At 41.1% G+C, this 21,569-nt stretch carries 18 protein-coding genes, 5 tRNA genes and 2 pseudogenes; 17 read left to right on the forward strand and 8 right to left on the reverse strand.

Going from position 1 to position 21,569, the window contains the following annotated elements:
* Positions 1-59: 59 nt before the first annotated feature.
* The 4 genes and pseudogenes from BG00_RS18030 to BG00_RS18485 all read left to right on the forward strand — a co-directional run.
* Positions 60-356: pseudogene (locus BG00_RS18030) on the forward strand (zinc ribbon domain-containing protein); the annotation flags it as partial.
* 58 nt (positions 357-414) lie between these two features.
* Positions 415-765 (forward strand): annotated as a pseudogene (locus BG00_RS17360) (DUF3369 domain-containing protein); the annotation flags it as partial.
* Between the two features lie 20 nt (positions 766-785).
* Positions 786-1,157: a sensor histidine kinase gene (locus BG00_RS18035; RefSeq protein WP_252729905.1), complete on the forward strand. Its 372-nt coding sequence runs from the start codon at positions 786-788 to the stop codon at positions 1,155-1,157.
* 155 nt (positions 1,158-1,312) lie between these two features.
* Positions 1,313-1,435 carry a hypothetical protein gene (locus tag BG00_RS18485; protein WP_340139791.1) on the forward strand — a complete coding sequence of 41 codons (123 nt, stop codon included), beginning with the start codon at positions 1,313-1,315 and terminating at the stop codon, positions 1,433-1,435.
* A 198-nt stretch (positions 1,436-1,633) separates the two neighbouring features.
* On the opposite strand, the gene BG00_RS08530 is transcribed toward BG00_RS18485, so the two are convergent.
* Both BG00_RS08530 and BG00_RS08535 read right to left on the reverse strand, forming a co-directional pair.
* Complete coding sequence (locus BG00_RS08530) at positions 1,634-2,368, reverse strand: UDP-2,3-diacylglucosamine diphosphatase (RefSeq protein WP_036981895.1); 735 nt, start codon at positions 2,366-2,368, stop codon at positions 1,634-1,636.
* Between the two features lie 67 nt (positions 2,369-2,435).
* The gene (locus BG00_RS08535) at positions 2,436-2,927 is read right to left on the reverse strand and encodes a peptidylprolyl isomerase (protein ID WP_008111051.1); all 492 of its coding nucleotides are present in this window, start codon (positions 2,925-2,927) and stop codon (positions 2,436-2,438) included.
* Positions 2,928-3,081: 154 nt separating this feature from the next.
* Here BG00_RS08535 and cysS point away from each other — a divergent pair, with 154 nt between their 5' ends.
* The gene (cysS, locus tag BG00_RS08540; RefSeq protein WP_036981896.1) at positions 3,082-4,461 is read left to right on the forward strand and encodes a cysteine--tRNA ligase; all 1,380 of its coding nucleotides are present in this window, start codon (positions 3,082-3,084) and stop codon (positions 4,459-4,461) included.
* A 189-nt stretch (positions 4,462-4,650) separates the two neighbouring features.
* Complete coding sequence (locus BG00_RS08545) at positions 4,651-5,547, forward strand: EamA family transporter (protein ID WP_036981897.1); 897 nt, start codon at positions 4,651-4,653, stop codon at positions 5,545-5,547.
* Positions 5,548-5,577: 30 nt separating this feature from the next.
* Here BG00_RS08545 and folD read toward each other — a convergent pair whose 3' ends face one another.
* Positions 5,578-6,432, reverse strand: a complete 855-nt coding sequence (gene folD, locus BG00_RS08550; protein WP_036981898.1) for a bifunctional methylenetetrahydrofolate dehydrogenase/methenyltetrahydrofolate cyclohydrolase FolD — start codon at positions 6,430-6,432, stop codon at positions 5,578-5,580.
* A gap of 349 nt (positions 6,433-6,781) precedes the next feature.
* Here folD and BG00_RS08555 point away from each other — a divergent pair.
* From BG00_RS08555 to ppiD, 11 genes are all read left to right on the forward strand, one after another.
* Positions 6,782-6,858, forward strand: a tRNA-Pro gene (locus BG00_RS08555).
* 55 nt (positions 6,859-6,913) lie between these two features.
* Positions 6,914-6,990: transfer RNA gene (locus BG00_RS08560), tRNA-Arg, on the forward strand.
* A gap of 24 nt (positions 6,991-7,014) precedes the next feature.
* Positions 7,015-7,090, forward strand: a tRNA-His gene (locus tag BG00_RS08565).
* A 19-nt stretch (positions 7,091-7,109) separates the two neighbouring features.
* Positions 7,110-7,186 (forward strand) — tRNA-Pro (locus BG00_RS08570).
* 56 nt (positions 7,187-7,242) lie between these two features.
* Positions 7,243-7,319: transfer RNA gene (locus BG00_RS08575), tRNA-Pro, on the forward strand.
* A gap of 353 nt (positions 7,320-7,672) precedes the next feature.
* Positions 7,673-8,977, forward strand: coding sequence for a trigger factor (tig, locus tag BG00_RS08580; RefSeq protein WP_036981899.1), 1,305 nt, complete (start codon positions 7,673-7,675; stop codon positions 8,975-8,977).
* A gap of 159 nt (positions 8,978-9,136) precedes the next feature.
* Positions 9,137-9,754 (forward strand): ATP-dependent Clp endopeptidase proteolytic subunit ClpP, encoded by a 618-nt coding sequence (gene clpP, locus BG00_RS08585; protein ID WP_013465450.1) that lies wholly within the window; start codon positions 9,137-9,139, stop codon positions 9,752-9,754.
* A gap of 131 nt (positions 9,755-9,885) precedes the next feature.
* Positions 9,886-11,169: an ATP-dependent protease ATP-binding subunit ClpX gene (gene clpX / locus BG00_RS08590; protein WP_036981900.1), complete on the forward strand. Its 1,284-nt coding sequence runs from the start codon at positions 9,886-9,888 to the stop codon at positions 11,167-11,169.
* A 150-nt stretch (positions 11,170-11,319) separates the two neighbouring features.
* Positions 11,320-13,680, forward strand: a complete 2,361-nt coding sequence (gene lon / locus BG00_RS08595) for an endopeptidase La (protein WP_036981902.1) — start codon at positions 11,320-11,322, stop codon at positions 13,678-13,680.
* Positions 13,681-13,806: 126 nt separating this feature from the next.
* Positions 13,807-14,163, forward strand: coding sequence for an HU family DNA-binding protein (locus BG00_RS08600; protein ID WP_255314649.1), 357 nt, complete (start codon positions 13,807-13,809; stop codon positions 14,161-14,163).
* Between the two features lie 173 nt (positions 14,164-14,336).
* Complete coding sequence (gene ppiD / locus BG00_RS08605; RefSeq protein ID WP_036981903.1) at positions 14,337-16,238, forward strand: peptidylprolyl isomerase; 1,902 nt, start codon at positions 14,337-14,339, stop codon at positions 16,236-16,238.
* Between the two features lie 51 nt (positions 16,239-16,289).
* Here ppiD and BG00_RS08610 read toward each other — a convergent pair whose 3' ends face one another.
* The 5 genes from BG00_RS08610 to BG00_RS08630 are packed head-to-tail and all read right to left on the reverse strand — an operon-like array spanning position 16,290 to position 21,565.
* On the reverse strand, positions 16,290-17,051 hold the full coding sequence (locus tag BG00_RS08610) for an ATP-binding cassette domain-containing protein (RefSeq protein ID WP_036981905.1): 762 nt from the start codon (positions 17,049-17,051) through the stop codon (positions 16,290-16,292).
* The gene (locus BG00_RS08615; protein ID WP_036981906.1) at positions 17,051-18,043 is read right to left on the reverse strand and encodes a peptide ABC transporter ATP-binding protein; all 993 of its coding nucleotides are present in this window, start codon (positions 18,041-18,043) and stop codon (positions 17,051-17,053) included. The genes BG00_RS08610 and BG00_RS08615 overlap by 1 nt, the downstream gene beginning before the upstream one ends.
* Positions 18,044-18,937 (reverse strand): ABC transporter permease subunit, encoded by an 894-nt coding sequence (locus BG00_RS08620; RefSeq protein ID WP_036981907.1) that lies wholly within the window; start codon positions 18,935-18,937, stop codon positions 18,044-18,046.
* Positions 18,924-19,958 carry an ABC transporter permease gene (locus BG00_RS08625; protein ID WP_036981909.1) on the reverse strand — a complete coding sequence of 345 codons (1,035 nt, stop codon included), beginning with the start codon at positions 19,956-19,958 and terminating at the stop codon, positions 18,924-18,926. The genes BG00_RS08620 and BG00_RS08625 overlap by 14 nt, the downstream gene beginning before the upstream one ends.
* Positions 19,958-21,565 carry an ABC transporter substrate-binding protein gene (locus tag BG00_RS08630; RefSeq protein WP_036981910.1) on the reverse strand — a complete coding sequence of 536 codons (1,608 nt, stop codon included), beginning with the start codon at positions 21,563-21,565 and terminating at the stop codon, positions 19,958-19,960. Before BG00_RS08630 ends, BG00_RS08625 begins: the two co-directional genes overlap by 1 nt.
* Positions 21,566-21,569 lie beyond the last annotated feature (4 nt).

Genomic DNA, 21,569 nt, shown 5'->3' on the forward strand with positions numbered 1-21,569 from the left:
AAGCGGTTGAGCGCCAAGTTGCTATTAAACTATAAGACCCCGAATTTGAGCTTGAAGGTAAACTTTATCACGAGATTGGCAGGTTTGAAAAATCCACTGGGGTTTGTTCTGAATGCGGCCAACATCATGTTTTAACATTGAACGACAGATATTTCACATGTATGGCTTGTGAAACTTACCAAAGCCGAGACTTGTCAGCGGCTAAAAGCATAGCAAAAACAGGTGAATTAGATTTGATTGCGGCTGGGATCGTCGCAAGGGTTACCCCCACATCTCAGCAGAAATCAGCCATTAAAACGAAAGTCTTCGAGCTATCGAAGTTTGCTGTTGGAACTGAGAAAAAAGAAGCAGCCTAGTCTCCAAGTCAAGGCTGTAGAAGCCCATTGATCGACACGGAGTGGCGTCGATGGGTAGTTCACAGATGTGGTGATGGAGGAGGATGACTCGGGTCTGCGTTTGGTGAATACTATTCGAGAGGTCATCGGTAACGCAGAAATGCGTATTGTGCTGTTAAGAGGCAACCTGGTTTTGCACCAGAGAGCGGTATCATGAAAATGCTCGATATCGATGAATACTGGAATAAATCAGATATTACAGCAGATAAGCTGCAATCAATTGTTAATAGTAACATACGTACATGGGAGTATATTTCACAAATTAGGTCAGCTAAGCAAGGTTTATAGCTGGTGCTTGAAGCATCTAGAAGTATTAACGCTAAGCACGATATGGCCTCTTTCCTATGCTGTGCTTAAAGAAATTAGCAGTTTCAAAATCAGCTATTAGCCTTGTCACATAAATTACATATTGAAAAGATAGAGCTAGATATCGTTAATCGTGAGCTTGATGCCACAATTAAGCAGCAACTGCAAGAAGGGTTAATTGAAGCGCAAAAACTATCCTCATTAGGGTTGCTCGTGGCAGGTGTTGCTCATGAAATGAATACGCCTATCGGTGGAACCGTTATTTCTGTTTCAAATGCAGATATGTCATTGAATAAATTAAATGAAGCGATGAAACAGGGGCAGACTAAATCAACGTTAGAAAGTATTACAACAAGTATTGGAGAGAGCCTAGCGCTGGCTAAAATTAATTTAAATAAAACCGCCGTATTAGTAAAAAGTTTTAAAAAAATGGCGATTGATCGCCATAATGATTAATTTATAGCATGTGATATTGAAAAAATTATTGAAGAGCTATTATTGTCATTAAACTCCAGGTTAAAAAACTCGCCAATAAAAGTGAAAACTGTTTTTTACTTAATAAACATATAATTAGCTTGCCAGGTATTATTTCTTAGGAGGTCGAAAACTCAGTGGTTAATGCGCTAAACCATGCTTTTGATGAAAAGCAGGAGGGGGTAATAGAAATAAAAGTCGAACAAGCGACTAATAATAGGGTGAGGCTGAGCGTGTCAGATAATGGCAGATATATTTGAACCCTTTTATACTACAGCTAGAGGTAACACGGGTTTAGGTTTATATAGTTTATCAATGGGTAACCAAGGTTTTAAAAGGGGACATCAAACTTCATTCAGAACCACAAAGCGATACCTATTTTAAAACACAATTTATTATTACTTTACCTGACTTAAAAGCAAAGTCTCATTACGATTAGTCAATAAAGGCTAAAAACCCTACAAGGGGGTCGAAACTAACTCTTGAAAATTAGGGGTCACCACTAAATACGATCCTTGAGTATACCAATCGCCCAATACTGTGCGAGTAAGCGTTTGGTTATTAACTTCATAGGTATGTACATCAGGGCGGTGAGTATGGCCGTGGATCATATTAGCCACGTTATGTTTGGCGAAGGTTTCGAGTACTGCGCTTTGCACCACATCCAGTATTTCTATTGGCTTATTAGCTTGGCTGAGCTTACTTTTTTCACGTGCATCACGGGCTATTTTTTTACGATACCACAATGGCATAGCAAGCATAAGTTTAGGCCACCACCAACCACGGCTCTTTCGACGAAACTTTTGGTACTCAACATCCTGGGTACACATTTCATCACCGTGCAAAATGACAGTAGGAGTGCCGTAGAGGTCGATCACTGTTTGCTCATTCAGTAAGGTCATTCCTGCCATATCGGCGTACTGTTCTCGCATGATAAAGTCGCGATTACCGTGTACAAAATAAATAGGAATACCTAAGTTATTAACCGCTTTTAGTTGTTCTGCCACTGCTGCTGAAAGTTCGCTAACATAATCGTCACCAACCCAAACTTCAAAAAAATCACCTAAAATATATAGGGCGTCTACTTTTTGAGGAACAATATGGGAGTGTAAAAACTTAAAAAATGCCGCTGTAATATCTGGGCGATTTTCACTCAAATGTAAATCAGCAATAAAGTAGGTTTGGCGAGTCATGGTGATTCCAGTTAAATAAAAGCGGGTGAATACCCGCTTTATGTATTCTGTGAAGAATAAGGAGGTTTTAGCTTACAGTTACACTTTCAATTACCACATCTTCAAGTGGTACATCTTGGTGAAAACCATTACTACCTGTAGCAACACCTTTGATTTTATTTACTACGTCCATGCCTTCCACTACTTCAGCAAACACACAGTAACCCCAGCCTTGTGATGTTTCACTGCTGTGGTTTAAAAAGTCGTTGTTATTCACGTTAATGAAAAATTGCGCTGTAGCTGAGTGTGGATCAGGCGTACGCGCCATTGCTAAAGTACCTACTTTGTTAGATAGGCCGTTGTTAGCTTCATTTTCAATTGGGTCGTTTACTTCTTTTTGCTCCATGCCAGATGCAAAACCACCGCCTTGAACCATAAAACCATCAATTACACGGTGAAAAATAGTGCCGTTATAAAAACCTGAGTTTGCATACTCTAAAAAGTTTTTTACTGTATTTGGAGCTTCGCTTTCGTGCATTTTAATGGTGATATCACCAAAGTTTGTGTGTAGAACAACCATGAGGTTTCCTATAGCTAGTTTAAATATTGGCGCTATTTTATCGTAGTTGACCCAGATTAACAAAGTAGATGTTAGGTTTGTTATAAACCGCTAGAGCCCGTGCTTAGCAAGTGGTAACATAGCTTTTCTGTTAATCGTGAAGGAAAGCAACTAAATGGTACAAATATACAACACACTGACACGCCAAAAAGAAGAGTTTAAACCTATGGTCGATGGAAAAATCGACATGTATGTGTGTGGTATCACCATTTATGATTACTGTCACATTGGCCATGCACGCACATTTGTGGGTTTTGATGTAATTGTTCGCTACCTTCGCCACTTAGGTTACGATTTAAAGTATGTACGTAATATTACCGATGTTGATGATAAAATTATCAAGCGCGCAAATGAAAACGGTGAGGCGATTAACGACTTAACCGTGCGTATGACTAAAGCTATGCATGAAGACTTTGACAGTTTAAATATGCTACGTCCTGATATAGAGCCAACCGTAACCGGCCACATGGATGAAATTATTGCTATGGTTGAGCGTTTGATTGCCAAAGGCCACGCTTATGTTGCAGCCGATGGTGATGTATTGTTTGATGTTTCTACCTTTGAGCAGTACGGGGCGCTTTCGCAACAAGATTTAACCATGTTGCAATCAGGTTCGCGTGTTGAAGTAGCACAAGATAAAGACGACCCACTTGACTTTGTTTTATGGAAAAAAGCCAAAGCAGGGGAGCCGTCGTGGTCATCACCTTGGGGTGAGGGTCGCCCTGGTTGGCACATAGAATGTTCAGCGATGAGTTCAAAGCACTTAGGAGAGCATTTTGATATTCATGGTGGTGGTTCAGATTTACAGTTCCCACATCACGAAAACGAAATTGCGCAATCATGCTGTGCAAATAACGGCCAATACGTTAATACTTGGATCCACACCGGTATGGTACAAGTTAACAAAGAGAAGATGTCTAAATCGTTAGATAACTTTTTTACTGTCCGTGAAGTATTAAAACAATACGACGCTGAGTCGGTTCGATACTTTTTAATATCAGGCCATTACCGCAGCCAGCTTAATTACTCGCAAGAAAACTTAGACCAAGCACGTTCATCACTTGAGCGTATTTACACGGCATTACGTGGTGTTGAGCCAGTTGAATGTGAGCTTGAAGGTAATGAGTATGTGGCTAAGTTTAGAAGAGCTATGAATGATGACTTTAATTCGCCAGAAGCATTACCGGTTGTATTTGAAGTTGCTAAAGAGCTAAATCGAGTAAAAGACAGTGATAGCGAAAAAGCAGGACATTTAGCCTTTATTCTACGTAGCTTAGGTGAAATACTTGGTATTGCTCAACAAGCACCAGAGGCATTTTTACAAGGCAGTCAAAACGACGATGAAGTGGCTGAAATTGAGGCACTGATTGTAAAACGTAATGACGCACGTGCGAGTAAAAATTGGGCTGCAGCAGATGAAGCTCGCGATGCTTTAAATGCACTGGGTGTAATACTTGAAGATTCAGCGGGAAAAACAACGTGGCGTAAAGCATAGAGGTTATTAACCTTTGCGGATTTAGCCATAACGCGCGGATCACAAAAAAAAGGGTTGCCATAGGGTAACCCTTTTTTGGTTATATCAATTGCATTAAATTGATTATGTTTTTAATAAAATTGATATTCTTGACCTCAATTATGGTTGAGGTTTTAAACTCGCATTCATCAGTTTAAAAATGGAAAATTAATGAATATTTTACTTGCCATGATCCCTGCTTTTTTGTGGGGAACAACTTATGCGGTAACTAAATACGCAACCCCAGAGTGGCCGCCAATTTTATTAGGGGCCATACGTGCACTGCCTGCTGGTTTATTATTGTTGTTATTTAAACCTTCTTGGCCAACAGCAAAGCAATGGCCTGGTATCTTTTTAATCGGCACGATTAATATTGCGCTATTTTTTAGTTTTATTTTTGTAATGGCAATTAACCTACCTGCAGCTATTGCAGGCGTGGGTATGGTGTCTGTACCGGTAGTGGCATTATTGTATGCCTGGCTTGTTAAACGGCAACGGCCTGCGTTAGTGCAAGGTTTTTGTGCCCTTGCTTTAGTGGTTTTAGCATGGCGCTTATTTGATCCACAGCATGTAGCACTTAATGTATTGGGAGTAGTGGCACTGATAGGGGCGCTATTAACTATTGTTATAGGCAGTACGCTGGTAAAAAAAGTAACCGCTAAAGTTCACTGGTGGACGGTACTTACCTGGCAGTTAATCATTGGCGGTAGCTTGTTAGCAATTGCCGCTATGGTTCAAGCTTTTTATTTTGCTCCACAGCAGTATCAATTTTTAACTGCATCAATAACTAGCACCCAATGGCTGGCGTTATTTTGGCTGGTGATACCTAACACTGCTTTGGCTTACATCCTATATGTTTGGTTATTAGGACGAATGTCAGTAGTTGAATTTACTTTTGGCACTATAGCCAACCCAATTGCCGGTATTTTATGTGCAGGAATATTAATTAACGAGCAGTATGCAAATTGGCAATACGCGATTATGTTATTAATGATTGTGTTTTCGGTTTTGCCACAAGGCTTGGACTTAATAAAACGTAGAATGATGATACAAAAAGCCCGCAATTAAGCGGGCTCTTCATTGCTTTGTTTTTGCTTATTAGCTGTGATATTTCTCACACGCTTCTAATGTATTTTCAATTAAGCTGGCAACTGTCATCGGGCCTACACCGCCTGGTACAGGAGTAATAAAGTCAGCTTTTTGTTCTGCAACGGCGTACTCAACGTCACCCACTAATTTACCGCTGTCCAAACGGTTAATACCCACATCAATAACAATCGCACCGTCTTTTATCCAATCGCCAGGAATAAACTCTGGTTTGCCTACGGCAACAACCAGTAAATCAGCACGGCGAACATGGGTTTCTAAATCTTGGGTAAACTTATGACAAACAGTAGTAGTACAGCCAGCTAACAACAGTTCAAGTGACATAGGACGACCTACAATATTAGAGGCGCCCACAACCACTGCGTGCATGCCTTTGTAACGCACGCCAGTTGAATCTAATAAGGTGATAATACCTTTAGGTGTACATGGGCGAAGGGCTGGCATACGCTGCGCCAAACGACCAATGTTATAAGGATGAAAGCCATCAACATCTTTATGCGGGGTAATACGCTCAAGAATTTTTTCCGCGTCTAAGCCTGCAGGTAAAGGAAGTTGCACTAAAATACCGTCAACCTCGCCATCAACATTCAATTCATCAATTAATGCTAATAGTGCTTGCTCTGTAGTGTCTGCGGGTAAATCAAAAGATTTAGAAATAAAACCAACTTCTTCACAGGCTTTACGTTTTGAACCAACGTAAACTTGGCTTGCTGGGTCTTGTCCAACCAGCACCACAGCTAATCCTGGGGCTCTTAGGTTTTGTGCAACACGTTCTGAAACTCGTTCAGCCACTGCGCTACGTACTTGTTTTGCTACTGCTTTACCATCAATGATGTTTGCCGTCATGGGTGACCTTTAATTAGGTTAATTAACTTGATACCGATACATTTAAAAAACGAATGCATATATAGGGGTTAAAATGCCGATAAAGAAAAACACCTTTACCTTACTCATTTTTTAATATGGCGACTATTTTCGCAGAAAAGCGGTTGAGCGCCAAGTTGCTTTTAAATTATAAGCCCCCGAATTATAAAAAAAGAGTTTAAAATTTATCCCTGTATCGTAATATTTGAGCATTATGAACTAAAAATGAGCAATTGATTTTTTTTCTTAAAAAAACGTTTGACCTAACCCGGTCAAATCACTATTATGCACCCCGTTGTCAACGAGGTCACTCGCAGACAATAGTAAGTATCGGCGATTAGCGCAGTTTGGTAGCGCACTTGGTTTGGGTCCAAGGGGTCGCAGGTTCAAATCCTGCATCGCCGACCATTTTTATGTTTACTCATAACAATTTAACTTACTAGTGAACTATGAAGTTTTCGATGCGCCCATAGCTCAGCTGGATAGAGCAACGCCCTTCTAAGGCGTCGGTCGAAGGTTCGAATCCTTCTGGGTGCGCCATTTTGAAAACATTGTAATGCCGTGGTGATTGTAGCTCAGTTGGTAGAGCCCCGGATTGTGATTCCGGTTGTCGTGGGTTCGAGCCCCATCAGTCACCCCAATTTACAAAAAAAGAATATCGGCGATTAGCGCAGTTTGGTAGCGCACTTGGTTTGGGTCCAAGGGGTCGCAGGTTCAAATCCTGCATCGCCGACCACTTTCTTATAAGTGGTCTTAAAATCTAAGTTTGAGTATTCGAGAAAATATCTACATCGGCGATTAGCGCAGTTTGGTAGCGCACTTGGTTTGGGTCCAAGGGGTCGCAGGTTCAAATCCTGCATCGCCGACCATTTTCCCCTAAGTAAAACACATCTAAATTCTACTTTTATTACGCAACTCCCTTAATTTTTTCTTTACTAATCGTATTTTCACTTAATTAGTCTGTTTTTTATTCGCTTAGTCGTTATCTACCCTGATCTACCCCAAATAATTGCCCCCTACACTCGACTATCATAAATATTAGGTTATAATGCCGCGTCTATTTGTTTAATAATATAGTGCCCGAAGGGCAGAGCAGCAATGGTATCTCCTGGTAGCGACGGATTTTTTTAAGCCCAAAGCTTGAATTTTATCAAGACGCCTATAGATTACTTTGTTTGTAAGGAAGGCGAACAGTCGCCAAAATTGAATATTGAGGTAAATCATGCAAGTTTCTGTTGAGACGACTCAAGGCCTTGAGCGCCGTCTGACCATCACCGTTCCTGCAGAGAACGTTGAGACCGAAGTAAAAAAACGCTTACAACAACTGTCAAAAACGCAGCGTATCGACGGTTTCCGTGCTGGTAAAGTTCCAGTATCAGTAATCAACAAGCGTTTCGGACCAGCTGTTCGTCAAGAAGTTGCTGGCGAAGTAATGCAACGTAATTACATTGAAGCAATTGTTGCTGAAAAAATTAACCCTGCAGGCGCACCGACATTTGCTCCTAAAGCGCTTGAAGCAGGTAAAGATTTAGAGTTTTCAGCAACATTTGAAGTTTACCCTGAAATTGAAGTTCAAGGTTTAGAGAAAATTGCTGTTGAAAAACCAGCGGTAGAAGTTACGGACGAAGATTTAGCAAACATGCTAGAAACACTTCGTAAGCAACACGCTTCTTGGGCTGATGTTGATGCAGCGGCTGGCGCAAACGACCGTGTAACGGTTGATTTCGTTGGTACTATCGACGGCGAAGAATTTGAAGGCGGCAAAGCTGAAGACTTCCCATTAGAACTTGGGCAAGGTCGTATGATCCCAGGTTTTGAAGATAACATCGTTGGTAAAAAAGCAGGCGAAGAAGTGGTTGCTGATGTAACTTTCCCTGAAGATTACCATGCTGAAAACTTAAAAGGTAAAGCGGCTCAATTCACTATCACAGTGAAAAAAGTGGAAGCGCAAGAATTACCTGAATTAAGCGATGAGTTTGCAACTAAATTCGGTGTTACCGAAGGCGGCGTAGACGCGCTTAAAGAAGAAGTTAAAAAGAACATGACGCGTGAGCTAGACCAAGCGGTTAAAGCTAACGTAAAAGACCAAGCAATCAAAGGTCTTTTAGAGCAAAACGAAGTTGAAGTGCCTAAAGCATTAATCGACCAAGAAGTTGACGCTCTACGTGAGCAAGCTGCTCAACGTTTTGGTGGCAATGGTCAAAACATGCCAGAGCTTCCAGCTGAATTGTTCCACGAACAAGCTGTAACACGTGTTAAAACTGGCCTATTATTAGGTGAAGTGATTAAAGCGAATGACATCAAAGTTGATGACGCTAAAGTTGAAGCATTGATTGCTACTGTAGCTTCTGCATACGAAGATCCAACTGAAGTAGTAGAATACTACAAAGCAAATGATCAACTAATGCAGCAAATGCGTAATGTAGCAATGGAAGAGCAAGCTGTTGAAGCTATTTTAGCTAAAGCAACTGTGACTGATGTTGAAAAAGCATTTGATGACATCATGAATCCACAGCAAGGTGCATAATAAGTCATTGACTTAAGCGCTCGCTAACGATTAAATGGCTCGTGTTACTCTGTTTATGCAGTGTGCCCGGGCCATTTTAGTTTGTGGTTCTTAATTAGCTAAAAATGATCATTATGCTTTTCTCAGAATAAGTATAAGCGCATAAGGAATTAAATAAGTATGAACACTGGTATGACAGATCCCCTAAACGCATTAGTCCCTATGGTTGTTGAGCAAACAGCTAAAGGCGAGCGCTCGTTTGATATTTATTCGAGGCTATTAAAGGAGCGTATTATCTTTTTAACGGGCCAAGTTGAAGACAACATGGCAAACCTGATCTTAGCGCAAATGCTATTTTTAGAATCAGAGAACCCAGAGAAAGATATTTTCTTATATATCAATTCACCGGGTGGCTCTGTCACTGCGGGAATGGCTATTTACGATACAATGAACTTTATTAAACCAGACGTAAGCACAATCTGTGTAGGCCAAGCGGCTAGTATGGGCGCATTTTTACTGTCTGGTGGCGCGAAGGGTAAACGTTTTTGTTTACCAAACTCACGCGTGATGATTCACCAACCGTTAGGTGGATTCCAAGGTCAAGCGTCTGACTTTGAAATACACGCGAAAGAAATCCTGTCTATTAAAGACAAGTTAAATCGCTTAATGGCTGAGCATACTGGCCAACCGCTTGACGTTGTTTCACGCGATACGGACCGTGACAATTTTATGAGTGCAAGCCAAGCTGTAGATTACGGTATTGTTGACTCAGTATTTACTAATCGCGGTAGCAAGTAAGTATGCCTGCAAGCAGTGATGCTTGCTAATGAGAGTTACTATGCGAAAAACACTAAATTTTGGTATAGTTAAAGCGTATTAAAATAGCCACCAAGACTTTGGTGGCCAACGTAATAAAATGAGGTAGCTGAATGTCTGACACTCCTACAGACGGCGAAAAAAGTAATAAATTGTTATACTGCTCTTTTTGTGGCAAAAGCCAGCATGAAGTTCGAAAGTTAATTGCAGGACCTTCAGTATACGTTTGTGATGAATGTGTAGAGCTGTGTAATGATATTATCAGGGAAGAAATTAAAGACATCGCGCCTAAGCATGATGCCGCTGACAAATTACCTGTGCCAAAAGAAATTCGTAACCACTTAGACGACTACGTTATTGGTCAAGACCATGCTAAAAAAGTATTGTCTGTAGCGGTTTACAATCACTACAAGCGTTTACGCAATCAATCAACTAAACAAGACGTTGAACTAGGTAAAAGTAATATTTTATTAATTGGCCCAACCGGGAGTGGTAAAACATTATTAGCTGAAACGTTAGCTCGTTTACTTGATGTGCCGTTTACTATGGCCGATGCCACTACACTAACCGAAGCCGGTTATGTAGGTGAAGATGTTGAAAACATTATTCAAAAGCTTCTACAAAAATGTGACTACGACGTAGAAAAAGCACAACGTGGTATTGTTTACATTGATGAAATCGACAAAATTTCTCGTAAATCAGATAACCCATCAATCACACGTGATGTATCAGGTGAAGGTGTACAACAAGCCTTACTTAAACTGATTGAGGGTACAGTGGCTTCTGTTCCTCCACAAGGTGGACGTAAACATCCACAGCAAGAGTTCCTGCAAGTAGATACTTCTAAGATCCTGTTTATTTGTGGTGGTGCATTTGCTGGTCTTGATAAAGTTATTGAGCAGCGTAGCCACAAAAACACCGGTATCGGTTTTGGTGTTGACGTTAAAGAGTCGGCGGCGAGCCGTTCTTTGAGTGAAACATTTAAAGATGTTGAGCCAGAAGATTTAGTAAAATATGGTTTAATTCCAGAGTTTATTGGACGTTTACCTGTAGTTGCAACATTGACTGAACTTGATGAAGCCGCGCTGGTACAGATTCTAAGTGAGCCTAAAAACGCCATTACTAAGCAGTTTTCAGTATTGTTTGGTATGGAAGACGTTGAACTTGAGTTTCGTGATGATGCACTACGTGCTATTGCTCACAAAGCAATGGAACGTAAAACCGGTGCGCGTGGCCTACGTTCAATCGTAGAAGGTGTATTGCTTGATACTATGTATGAGCTGCCTTCAATTGATAACGTAAGCAAAGTGGTTGTTGATGAAACCGTCATTAAAGGTGAGTCTGACCCAATCTTGATTTATGACAGCAGTAATCAAGAACACGCAGCAGCAGATTAAATTCTGAGCGAATTATAAAAAAAGGAGCCATTGGCTCCCTTTTTTTTATAATTAATTTAATCGAGTTGGCAAAAATTGTTGAACTTTAATTAGGTTATCCCCATATACTTGAGTAATCTTTAAATAAATGAAGTGCAAAGAGAAAATACAATGACGCTTGAGAGAAACGATCGAGTCGAAATCCCTGTGCTAGCACTGCGCGATGTTGTGGTGTATCCACACATGGTGATCCCGCTTTTTGTAGGCCGTGAAAAATCAATAAAATGCCTAGAAGCGGCAATGGACAAAGACAAACAAATTTTCTTAGTTGCACAAAAAGATGCAACTGTAGATGAGCCTGAGAAAGACGATATTTATCGTGTTGGGACAATTGCGACTGTACTTCAATTATTAAAGCTACCCGATGGTACAGTAAAAGTATTAGTTGAAGGCACGCAGCGTGCGAATATCGAAGAGTTTGTTGATAACGAAGACTTCTTTGTTGCCAATGCACAGTTTATTGAATCGGATTCAGTGAACGAACAAGAACAAGATATTTTTATTCGCAGTGCATTAAGCCAGTTTGAAGGCTACGTAAAATTAAATAAAAAAATCCCACCTGAAGTGATGACCTCGGTCTCTGGTATTGATGAGCCAGCGCGTCTTGCTGATACCATGGCTGCACATATGCCATTAAAAGTGCCTGAAAAGCAAAAAGTACTTGAAATATCAAGCGTTACAGAGCGCTTGGAGTACTTAATGGCGCTAATGGAAGGTGAAATAGATTTATTGCAAGTTGAGAAAAAAATTCGTACCCGCGTTAAAAAGCAGATGGAAAAATCGCAACGTGAGTATTACCTCAATGAGCAAATGAAAGCGATTCAAAAAGAGCTTGGCGAAATTGATGATGTACCAGATGAATTCGAAGCGCTAAAAAAACGCATCGAAGAGTCAGGTATGCCCAGCGAAGCAAAAGAAAAAGCCACCGCAGAGTTTAACAAACTTAAAATGATGTCGCCGATGTCGGCAGAGGCCAGTGTTGTTCGCTCATACATAGATACGTTAATCAACGTACCGTGGAAAAAACGCTCTAAAGTGAAAAAAGATTTAGCCGGTGCGCAAAAAATACTAGATAGCGATCACTACGGGCTTGATAAAGTCAAAGAACGCATTATTGAGTACCTCGCGGTACAGCAGCGTACCAATAAACTTAAAGGGCCAATTTTGTGTTTAGTAGGGCCGCCGGGGGTGGGTAAAACCTCACTTGGGCAATCTATTGCGCGTTCAACGGGTCGTAAATACATTCGTATGGCACTGGGTGGCGTGCGTGATGAAGCCGAAATACGTGGTCACCGTCGTACTTACATTGGCTCTATGCCTGGTAAGTTGATTCAAAACATGACTAAAGTGGGCGTTAAAAACCCGTTATTCTTGTTAGATGAAATTGATAAAATGTCAGCGGATATGCGTGGCGACCCTGCATCAGCATTATTAGAAGTACTGGATCCTGAACAAAACAGTCACTTTGCGGATCATTATTTAGAAGTTGATTACGACTTATCTGATGTGATGTTTGTTGCAACTTCAAATAGCTTTAATATTCCAGGTCCTTTATTAGACCGCATGGAAGTGATTCGATTATCGGGTTACACCGAAGACGAAAAGCTAAATATTGCTAAAGAGCACTTAATTCCTAAGCAAATTAAGCGTAACGGTTTAAAAGCTAAAGAAGTTGAAATTGCCGACAGTGCCATCATTGGTATTATCCGTTATTACACCCGTGAAGCGGGCGTGCGTAATTTAGAGCGTGAAGTATCTAAGCTATGTCGTAAAGCAGTTAAAAATATCTTAATCGAGAAAGACACTAAAACAGTGACGATCGATGCAGATAACCTTGAAGAGTACTTAGGTGTGCAACGCTTTGATTATGGTAAAGCAGAAGACGGCGACCGTATTGGCCAAGTTACTGGCCTAGCATGGACAGAAGTAGGCGGTGACTTACTCACGATTGAATGTGCTGCAGTACCAGGTAAAGGTAAGCTGACCTATACAGGCTCGTTAGGCGATGTGATGCAAGAGTCGATTCAAGCGGCGATGACCGTTGTTCGTAATCGTGCTGATGAGCTGCGTATTAATAGCGACTTTTATGAAAAACGCGATATTCACGTACACGTACCTGAGGGCGCAACACCTAAAGATGGCCCAAGTGCCGGTATTGCAATGGTAACGTGTTTGGTTTCAAGCTTAACCGGTAATGCGGTGCGCTCTGATGTAGCCATGACAGGTGAAATTACCTTACGTGGTGAAGTATTGCCTATTGGTGGTTTAAAAGAGAAATTATTAGCGGCTCACCGTGGTGGGATTAAAACGGTCATCATTCCAAAAATTAACGAACGTGACTTAAAAGAGATACCTGACAATGTATTGGCGGGTCTTGATATTCACCCAGTTACATGGATTGATGAGGTATTAAAGCTTGCTTTAGTGCATCCAGTTGATAGTTTTTCAGTCGAAACTCCGAAAAAGCAGTAAAAAAGCCAAAAAAAGTGCTTTTAGGGGCTTTTCAAATCTAAACGGTATGATAAGTTAAGCACTGGTTTTCAAGCCTAGCCCTTGCAGGGCCTAGGCTTAAGAAAAATATAATCATATGAGCTTTAAATAAATGCTCAAAAATTTCAAAACAGTGATGTTAGTTTAAAAAAACAATCGCTCTTGATAACAACAATGAAAGAGGATGATATTGTGAATAAATCTCAATTAATCGATCAAATCGCAGCTGATGCTGACATTTCTAAAGCGGCTGCAGGTCGTGCACTAGATTCATTCATCGAATCTGTATCTGGCGCGCTAAAAGATGGCGACTCAGTTGCACTTGTTGGTTTTGGTACTTTCTCTGTACGTGAGCGTGCTGCTCGTGCAGGTCGTAACCCACAAACTGGTGAAACGATTCAAATTGCTGCAGCTAACATCCCAGCTTTCAAAGCCGGTAAAGCGCTTAAAGACGCAGTAAACTAATCATTGTGTAAACAATTTAGTTATGGCGAGTAAAGAGACGCTTAATTATTGCAATCGATAGATTAAGTTACTTCACCGCCAGTTACTTCAAGTGAAAAAGCGTATCTGGTAAGATACGCTTTTTTTACATATGACAAGGTAGAAAAGACCTTGGTCAGAAAAGAGATAAACAAATGCTTGAGAAAATCAGAGAAGGTTCGCAAGGGCCGGTAGCCAAAGTCATTTTAGGCGCGGTGATTTTATCTTTTGCCTTAGCTGGGATCGGTAGTTACTTAGGTCAAACCACAGAACAACCCGTTGCTGAAGTAAATGGAATTAAAATTAGCCAAACAGAATTTAGCCGTGCGTTTCAAAATGAACGTAGCCGCTTAGAACAACAATTTGGTGAATATTTTACCCAAATAGCAGCCGATCCAACTTATATGGCTCAAATACGTCAAGGCGTGATTGACCGTTTAGTACAACAAGAATTACAAAGCCAGTTAGCGACTGAGCTGGGTCTGCGTGTGAGTGATGAAAGTATTCGTCAAACAATTTTAGAGCTTCCTTATTTTAAAATTGGCGATCAATTTAATAACGACCGTTACTTACAAGTGATTCGTCAAATGAACTTCCAACCTGATTCATTTCGAGAGTACCTTCGTGATGATATGACACGTAGCCAGTTAGTGTCAGCGGTTGCAGGAACTGACTTTGCATTGCAAAACGAGCTTAAATCAGCCATTGCACTGCAACAACAAACTCGCAGCATTGATTATTTAGTCATTGATAAACAAGCAATGCAGGCTGATGTTGACGTTACTGATCAAGAAGTGGCTGATTATTACGAATTAAATGCAGGGCAATTTTTATCGCCAGAGCTTATTTCAGTTAATTACATTGAGTTAGATGCAGATGATATCGATGTTGCATCGGTAAGCGAAGACGACGTAAAAGCATATTATGAGCAGAGTAAAGCGCAATATGTTGAGCCTGAAAAACGTCGTGTATCACATATTTTAATTGATAACAGTGAAGATGACGATGCGGCAAAATCCAAAGCTGAATCTTTATTAGCCCAGCTTAATGCGGGTGCTGATTTTGCACAATTAGCTGAATCGTCGTCAGATGATATTGTTAGCGCCGAAATGGGTGGTGACTTAGAGTGGATTGAACGTGATGTCATGGAACCTGCATTTGAGGATGCTGCTTTTGGACTGCAAAACAAAGGTGATTACTCTGATGTAGTAGCCTCTGAATTTGGCTATCACATCATTAAACTTACAGACATTCAATCGCAGCAAGTTAAACCTTATGATGCCGTTAAAGCCGATTTACGCGCTGAACTTGAGCAAGCTGAAAAAGTGGATGCGTTTTACGAGAAGCAAACAGAAATGGGTGCATTAGCCTTTGAAATTTCTGACCGCTTAGACGATGCTGCTGAAGTAGCAGGTGTTGAAGTACAATCTACACCGCTATTAGCACTGAGTGCGCTTCCTGAGCCGCTTAATAATCCTGCGGTTATAACCGCATTATCATCAGTTGAATTACTAGAAGATAAAGTAAACTCTGAAGTAATCGAACTTGGTAATGAGCACGTGATTGTGGTTCGTGTTAACGAGCATCAACCAGCTGCAACTAAAGCATTGAGCGAAGTAAGCGAGCAAATTAAAACACGCTTAGTAAACGAAAAAGCGTCGGATCTTGCTAAAGAAAAAGCACGTACCTTATTTGCACAAATCAAAGACGGTAAGAGCTTAAATGACGTTGCTGCTGAGCAGTCACTAAGCGTTCGTCATGAGTCGCAACTTACTCGTGAAAGCTTTGCTGTTTCGCCTGCTATTGTTACCCAAGTATTTAAAATGGCGCACCCACATGATGGCGCAGTTTATGATGTAGTTAACTTAAACAATGGTGATGCTGCTATTGTTGCGCTTAATGCGGTAAATGATGCACCAGTGAGTGACAGCATTGAGCCACAAATGAAGCAAAATATCACCATGGCCCAAGCACAGAAAAACTATACGGTATTCATTGAGTCGCTTAAGCAACAAGCGGAACTAAAAGTACCAAAAGCAGCGCAACCTGCTGAATAAATCATAGCTAAACTATAAAAGGCGCCAATTGGCGCCTTTTTTGTTTTTTCATTAACAACTTAACAGGCGCTGGGTGACCTTTGACTGCGGGTTTTGAAAAATAGTTTCTGTGGCACCGTATTCAACAATCTCACCCTTATTGAGTACCACTAGCTGGTCGCTAATATGGCGCACTAAACTTAAATGATGGGTGATCAAAATATAGGTTAAGCCAGTTTCAAGCTGTAGTTTAAGTAATAAGTTTACTATTTGCGCTCTTACAGAAGGGTCAAGCGATGAAAGTGCCTCATCGAGCACAACAACCTTAGGATCTAATATAAGCGCACGAGCGAGCGCTACACGCTGTAATTGCCCTACACTAAACATATGCGGATAGTATTGCTGATGATCGACCAGTAGACCCACTTTAAGCAGCGTACTAGCAATTTTTTCACTACGTTGAGTTCTATCAAAGTCAGTATTGAATTTTAGACAATCATCGAGCATTTCAGCAATGGTCACTGCTGGGTTTAAAGAGGTGGCGGAGTCTTGAAAAATCATTCGGATATAACGACACTGGGCATCACGATTACCATTGTTTTCTATGGTGTTATTCTCTAATAATATCTGCCCGCTATCGGCACTGTATGCACCCACTAATAATTTAGCCAGGGTGCTTTTTCCTGAACCGGTTTCACCAATAATGGCAATTGTTTCACCTTTACCAATACAAAATGAGATGTTTTTTAGTACATCAAATTTTTTACGGCTAAATAAACCTGCACGTATGTTAAAGGTTTTTGATAAGGCTTGAACTTTTAACAAGGGTTGCATTATTTTATTTCCTTGATCAATGGAAAGTGACACGCGTAACTATGGCCGTGGTGTTTAGAGAGTTTAGGGGCAACCACACACTCTTTTTGTGCTTGCGGGCAACGCGGTCCTAAACGACAACCAATCGGTAAATGTTGTAGTGTAGGTATGGTACCTTTTAGTGCATAAAAAGGTTCTTTATGTGCTAAGCCGTGCTCATAATCAGGTAAGCTTTTTAATAAAGCCTGCGTATAAGGGTGACGCGGTTGGCTAAAAATAAGGTGCGTTGGACCGGCTTCAACCATTTGTCCGCAATACAAAACATGAATACCATGTGACCAATTTACTATTTCTTCTAGCTCATGGGAAATCATCAAAATAGACATATTCTTTAGCTGATTCAAACTTTTTAATAATCGAAATACCTGCGCACGAGTGGTACTCTCTAGTGCGGTTGTGGGCTCATCAGCAATGAGCAACTTAGGTGTACGCGCAATGGCCATGGCTATCATGACTTTTTGACACACACCTTCAGAGAGTTCATGAGGGTAGCTATCAAGCACGGCTTCATGATTTTTAATACCTACTTTATGTATTAAGGCTTTAACACGGTCTTTACGCTCTCGGTTGCGTTTTAAGAAAAACCCTTTGGCGGCTACTTCAGGCAGTGTTTCAGCGATTTGGTTAAATATTTTTGCAGTAGGGTCAAGGCAGCGACTTGGATCTTGATAAATCATTGCAATGTCTTGGCTGACGGTTTTACGGCGCTGCTCTGGTGTTAAGCGCATTAAATCAACACCACGCCAATGCATTCTATCGGCGGTTATCACCCAACGCTCATTAAGCACACCGACGATGGCTTTTGCAATTAAGCTTTTTCCTGATCCGGATTCTCCCACTAAGGCGTGTACTTCACCTTCTTTTAAACTAAAACTTACTCGGTCAACAGCGCGAATAGCAGTTTCAGACGTTTGCAGCTCTATGGTTAAATTTCGAATATCTAGTAAATGCATTTAATCGGCCTTACGCGCTTGTAAAACTTTGCGAAGTCCATCGCCCACCAAGTTTGTTGAAAGAACGGCTAAAAATAGCAGTACACCCGGAAGTGCCACTGTCCATGGCGCTAAGTAAATAAGCCCTAAGTTTTCAGCCAAAATAGCACCCCATTCAGTGGTGGGCGGCTGTGCGCCAAGCTTTAAAAACCCTAGCGCAGCAATATCTAAAATAGCTGTGGAGAGGGCCATAGTAAAAATAACCACAATATACTCATACACATTAGGAAAAATCCCGCGCGATAAAATATGCCACTTAGAGGCGCCATCTAAGCGGTAGGCGGTAACATAATCTTTGCCAAGTTCGTCAACTATCAGGTTTCTAATTGAATGAATAAACTGGGGTAATAAGGCCAAAATAATTGCCCATACGGTATTCATTAATCCAGGACCGAGTATAGCAATAATAATGATGGCCAGTAACAATGAGGGAATTGACAGCGTTACATCCAGTAAGTGGTTCAAAAAACTAGAACGTATGCCTTTGTTGATCCCTGCAAAGGTACCTAGCAACACACCAATAACAGTGGTGATCAGTGCAGCCACAACCGATAACCCGAACGTATATGTGGCGCCATTCATTAAACGGGACAGCACATCTCGGCCTAAATCATCGGTGCCAAGTATAAACCGCACATCGCCTATTTCATTCCACGAGGGAGGTAGTAATAGTGCATCACTGTGCTGTTGATTTACCCCATAAGGCGCAAGAAAAGGTGCGGTAGCCGCTAACAGGCTAAAGGCAATAAACACCCATAAACCAACCAGTGCAGGGTGGTTATTTTTAAACTTTCGCCAGAGTCTCGCTAATGGCGATTTATTTGAATCTTCTGAAAATAAGTTAAACTTTGCCATGCGCTTGATTCCGAGACAGAGGATCGAGTAGGGTGTAGGTCAGTTCGGCCATAATTGTCGCAATAATAATGAAAAAAGAAACGGCCATTAACCCCCCTTGTATAGCAGGGTAGTCACGTTGATAAATACTGTCTATTAACCAACGGCCAATCCCCGGCCATGAAAAAATAACCTCGGTGATCATAGCAAGGGTGATCAAAGTGCTAAATTGTAAACCAATTTGCTTTATGACTGGCAGTAATGCATTTCTCAGGGCGTGATGAATAATAAGCTGCCCACGAGTAAGGCCTTTGGCGCGAGCTGTTTTGATAAAGTTTTGATCCATCACTTTTAACATCGATTCGCGAGTAAAGCGCACTAATACAGTAGTTGGATACATAGCCAGTACAATGGTAGGTAACGTTAGGTGATGCAGTGCATCAAGCATTGCCATGCCATTGTAGGGAAAATCAGCAAGTAAAATATCCAGTAAGATAAACCCCGTACTGGCAGGTATTTCATACAATAAGCTCACTCGCCCCGACATGGGAAACCAGCCAAGTTTGAGCGAAAAAACCATAATTAGTAATAACGCGAGCCAAAAAATAGGCATAGAATAGCCAACCATAGCTGTTGAGCTAATTAATTTATCAGGCCATTGTTTATGATAAGCCGATGCTAAAATTCCGACAGGCACACCCACTACCACCGAAATAAATAACGCATAGATACTTAGCTCTAACGTTGCAGGAATTAAATCAACCACGTGAGCAAAAACACTGCTCCCCGAGGCAAACGACACGCCCCAATCGCCTTGTACTATTCGCCCGACAAAGGCAATGTACTGCATAAAGTAGTTACTGTTAAACAGGTACTTTTCTTCTAGCTGTACATTTTGAGTAAAGTTAGTGTCTGGTATGCCGCTTAAGTTACTCAGTGGATCGCCAGGGAATAAGTAACTCAGCGAAAAAGTAAAAATACTCAGTAATAACACCATGAAAAATAACAATCCGAGGCGGCGTAAAATATAATCGAATAACATTACTTCTTCCTCGCGTTAGCCAATGAAATAGCGCCAAATGGCCCGAGTGTGATCCCCTCAACATCAGCACTACTTGCCTGAAAACGCATGCCATGGGCAATTGGCAGTAAAGGCAATTGTTTGATGATCATGCTTTGTGCTGCGTCGTAATATTGTTTACGTAAATTTAAATCGGTCGTATCGAGAGCTTTAGTTAACAGTAAATCAAATTCAGGATTACACCAGTTCGCTGGGTTTTTGCCACTGAAGGTCGCGGTGCAGCTAAGTAACGGGCTAAAAAAGTTATCAGGATCAGGCGTATCTGCTGCCCAACCTAATAATACACTGTCGTGACGGTGCTCGCCTATGCGTTGAATAAAGGTGTTCCACTCATACTCGACAATATTAACGTTAACGCCAATTTTGCGTAAATCGCTTTGCATCAGCTCTGCCATTTTTCGTGCATTGGGGTTATAAATACGGCTGACAGGCATAGCCCAAATGCTCATATCAAACCCTTTTGGAAAACCTGCTTCAGTTAATAATTTTTTTGCCAGTTGTGGGTCGAAAATTGGCATGTTCTTTTGTGGTTCAAACGCCCACGACGTGGGTGGTAATATTGACCGCGCACGAAGTCCATTACCATAGTAAACTGCCTGCATTATTTTTTCTATATCAATGGCATGCACTAAGGCTTGGCGTACTTTTAAGTTATCAAACGGAGGGCGTTCGGTATTAAATGCCCAATAACCTATGTTTAAGTTGGTTTCCTTTTCAACGTTAATATCATCTCGCTGAGCTAAAATACTTAACTGTGCACTGCTAGGATGCGCAGTTACGTCACACTCTTTGGTAAGAATTTTAGCAATACGCGTAGTGCCATTAGGGGTAATGTCGTACACCAACTGCTCAAGTGTCACCTCGTGTTTCCAATAGTCAGCGTTTTTATAAAAGCGTACTAAATGGTCTCGTCGGTATTCTTTGTAAATATAAGGACCGGTGCCAACTGGATATTGATCAAATAGGTTTTCTTGGTTGTTGGCTTTGAGCGCCATGGCATATTCTTTAGAGAGCACCACGGCGAAATCGGTCGCCATATTCGCTAAAAAACTGCTTTCTGCGTTAAATAATTCAAACCGAACTTGGTGATCAGACACCCTGACAATTTTACGAATAAGTTGGTCAATACCCACACTTTGAAAGTAGGGGTAATTCGCATCACCGACAAAGTGATAGGGGTTGTATACATCAAATAAACGACTGAAAGTGAAAATGACGTCATCAGCGTTAAATTCGCGTGTTGGAGTAAAATACGCGGTGGTATGAAATTTAACCCCTTTGCGCAGAGTAAATGTGACAGACTTACCGTCTTTGCTAATTTTCCAGTCGGTGGCTAGTTCGCTTTTAAATTCGGCGGTCACAGGGTCAATACTAATTAACCGGTCGTACAACTGGTTAGCAATAATATCGATGGTTGATCCTGTGGTTGTGACTTGTGGATTGAACGACACAGGATTTGCCTCAGCGCAATAAACGAGGCCTTGGTTTTTTTCTTCTAAGATTTCTTCTTTACTATCAATGCAACCTACTAAACTCAATGATAATAAAGCAAGTAATAATTTACGCACCCGC

This window comes from Pseudoalteromonas sp. SCSIO_11900 (assembly GCF_000576475.1).
Lineage (GTDB): Bacteria > Pseudomonadota > Gammaproteobacteria > Enterobacterales > Alteromonadaceae > Pseudoalteromonas > Pseudoalteromonas tetraodonis.

What these genes read in the sequence shown, in the direction of transcription:
- BG00_RS08530 (WP_036981895.1), bottom strand. Translation starts at nt 2,368, where the DNA reads ATGACTCGCCAAACCTACTTTATTGCTGATTTACATTTGAGTGAAAAT.
- BG00_RS08535 (WP_008111051.1), bottom strand. Translation starts at nt 2,927, where the DNA reads ATGGTTGTTCTACACACAAACTTTGGTGATATCACCATTAAAATGCAC.
- cysS (WP_036981896.1), top strand. Translation starts at nt 3,082, where the DNA reads ATGGTACAAATATACAACACACTGACACGCCAAAAAGAAGAGTTTAAA.
- BG00_RS08545 (WP_036981897.1), top strand. Translation starts at nt 4,651, where the DNA reads ATGAATATTTTACTTGCCATGATCCCTGCTTTTTTGTGGGGAACAACT.
- folD (WP_036981898.1), bottom strand. Translation starts at nt 6,432, where the DNA reads ATGACGGCAAACATCATTGATGGTAAAGCAGTAGCAAAACAAGTACGT.
- tig (WP_036981899.1), top strand. Translation starts at nt 7,673, where the DNA reads ATGCAAGTTTCTGTTGAGACGACTCAAGGCCTTGAGCGCCGTCTGACC.
- clpP (WP_013465450.1), top strand. Translation starts at nt 9,137, where the DNA reads ATGAACACTGGTATGACAGATCCCCTAAACGCATTAGTCCCTATGGTT.
- clpX (WP_036981900.1), top strand. Translation starts at nt 9,886, where the DNA reads ATGTCTGACACTCCTACAGACGGCGAAAAAAGTAATAAATTGTTATAC.
- lon (WP_036981902.1), top strand. Translation starts at nt 11,320, where the DNA reads ATGACGCTTGAGAGAAACGATCGAGTCGAAATCCCTGTGCTAGCACTG.
- ppiD (WP_036981903.1), top strand. Translation starts at nt 14,337, where the DNA reads ATGCTTGAGAAAATCAGAGAAGGTTCGCAAGGGCCGGTAGCCAAAGTC.
- BG00_RS08610 (WP_036981905.1), bottom strand. Translation starts at nt 17,051, where the DNA reads ATGCAACCCTTGTTAAAAGTTCAAGCCTTATCAAAAACCTTTAACATA.
- BG00_RS08615 (WP_036981906.1), bottom strand. Translation starts at nt 18,043, where the DNA reads ATGCATTTACTAGATATTCGAAATTTAACCATAGAGCTGCAAACGTCT.
- BG00_RS08620 (WP_036981907.1), bottom strand. Translation starts at nt 18,937, where the DNA reads ATGGCAAAGTTTAACTTATTTTCAGAAGATTCAAATAAATCGCCATTA.
- BG00_RS08625 (WP_036981909.1), bottom strand. Translation starts at nt 19,958, where the DNA reads ATGTTATTCGATTATATTTTACGCCGCCTCGGATTGTTATTTTTCATG.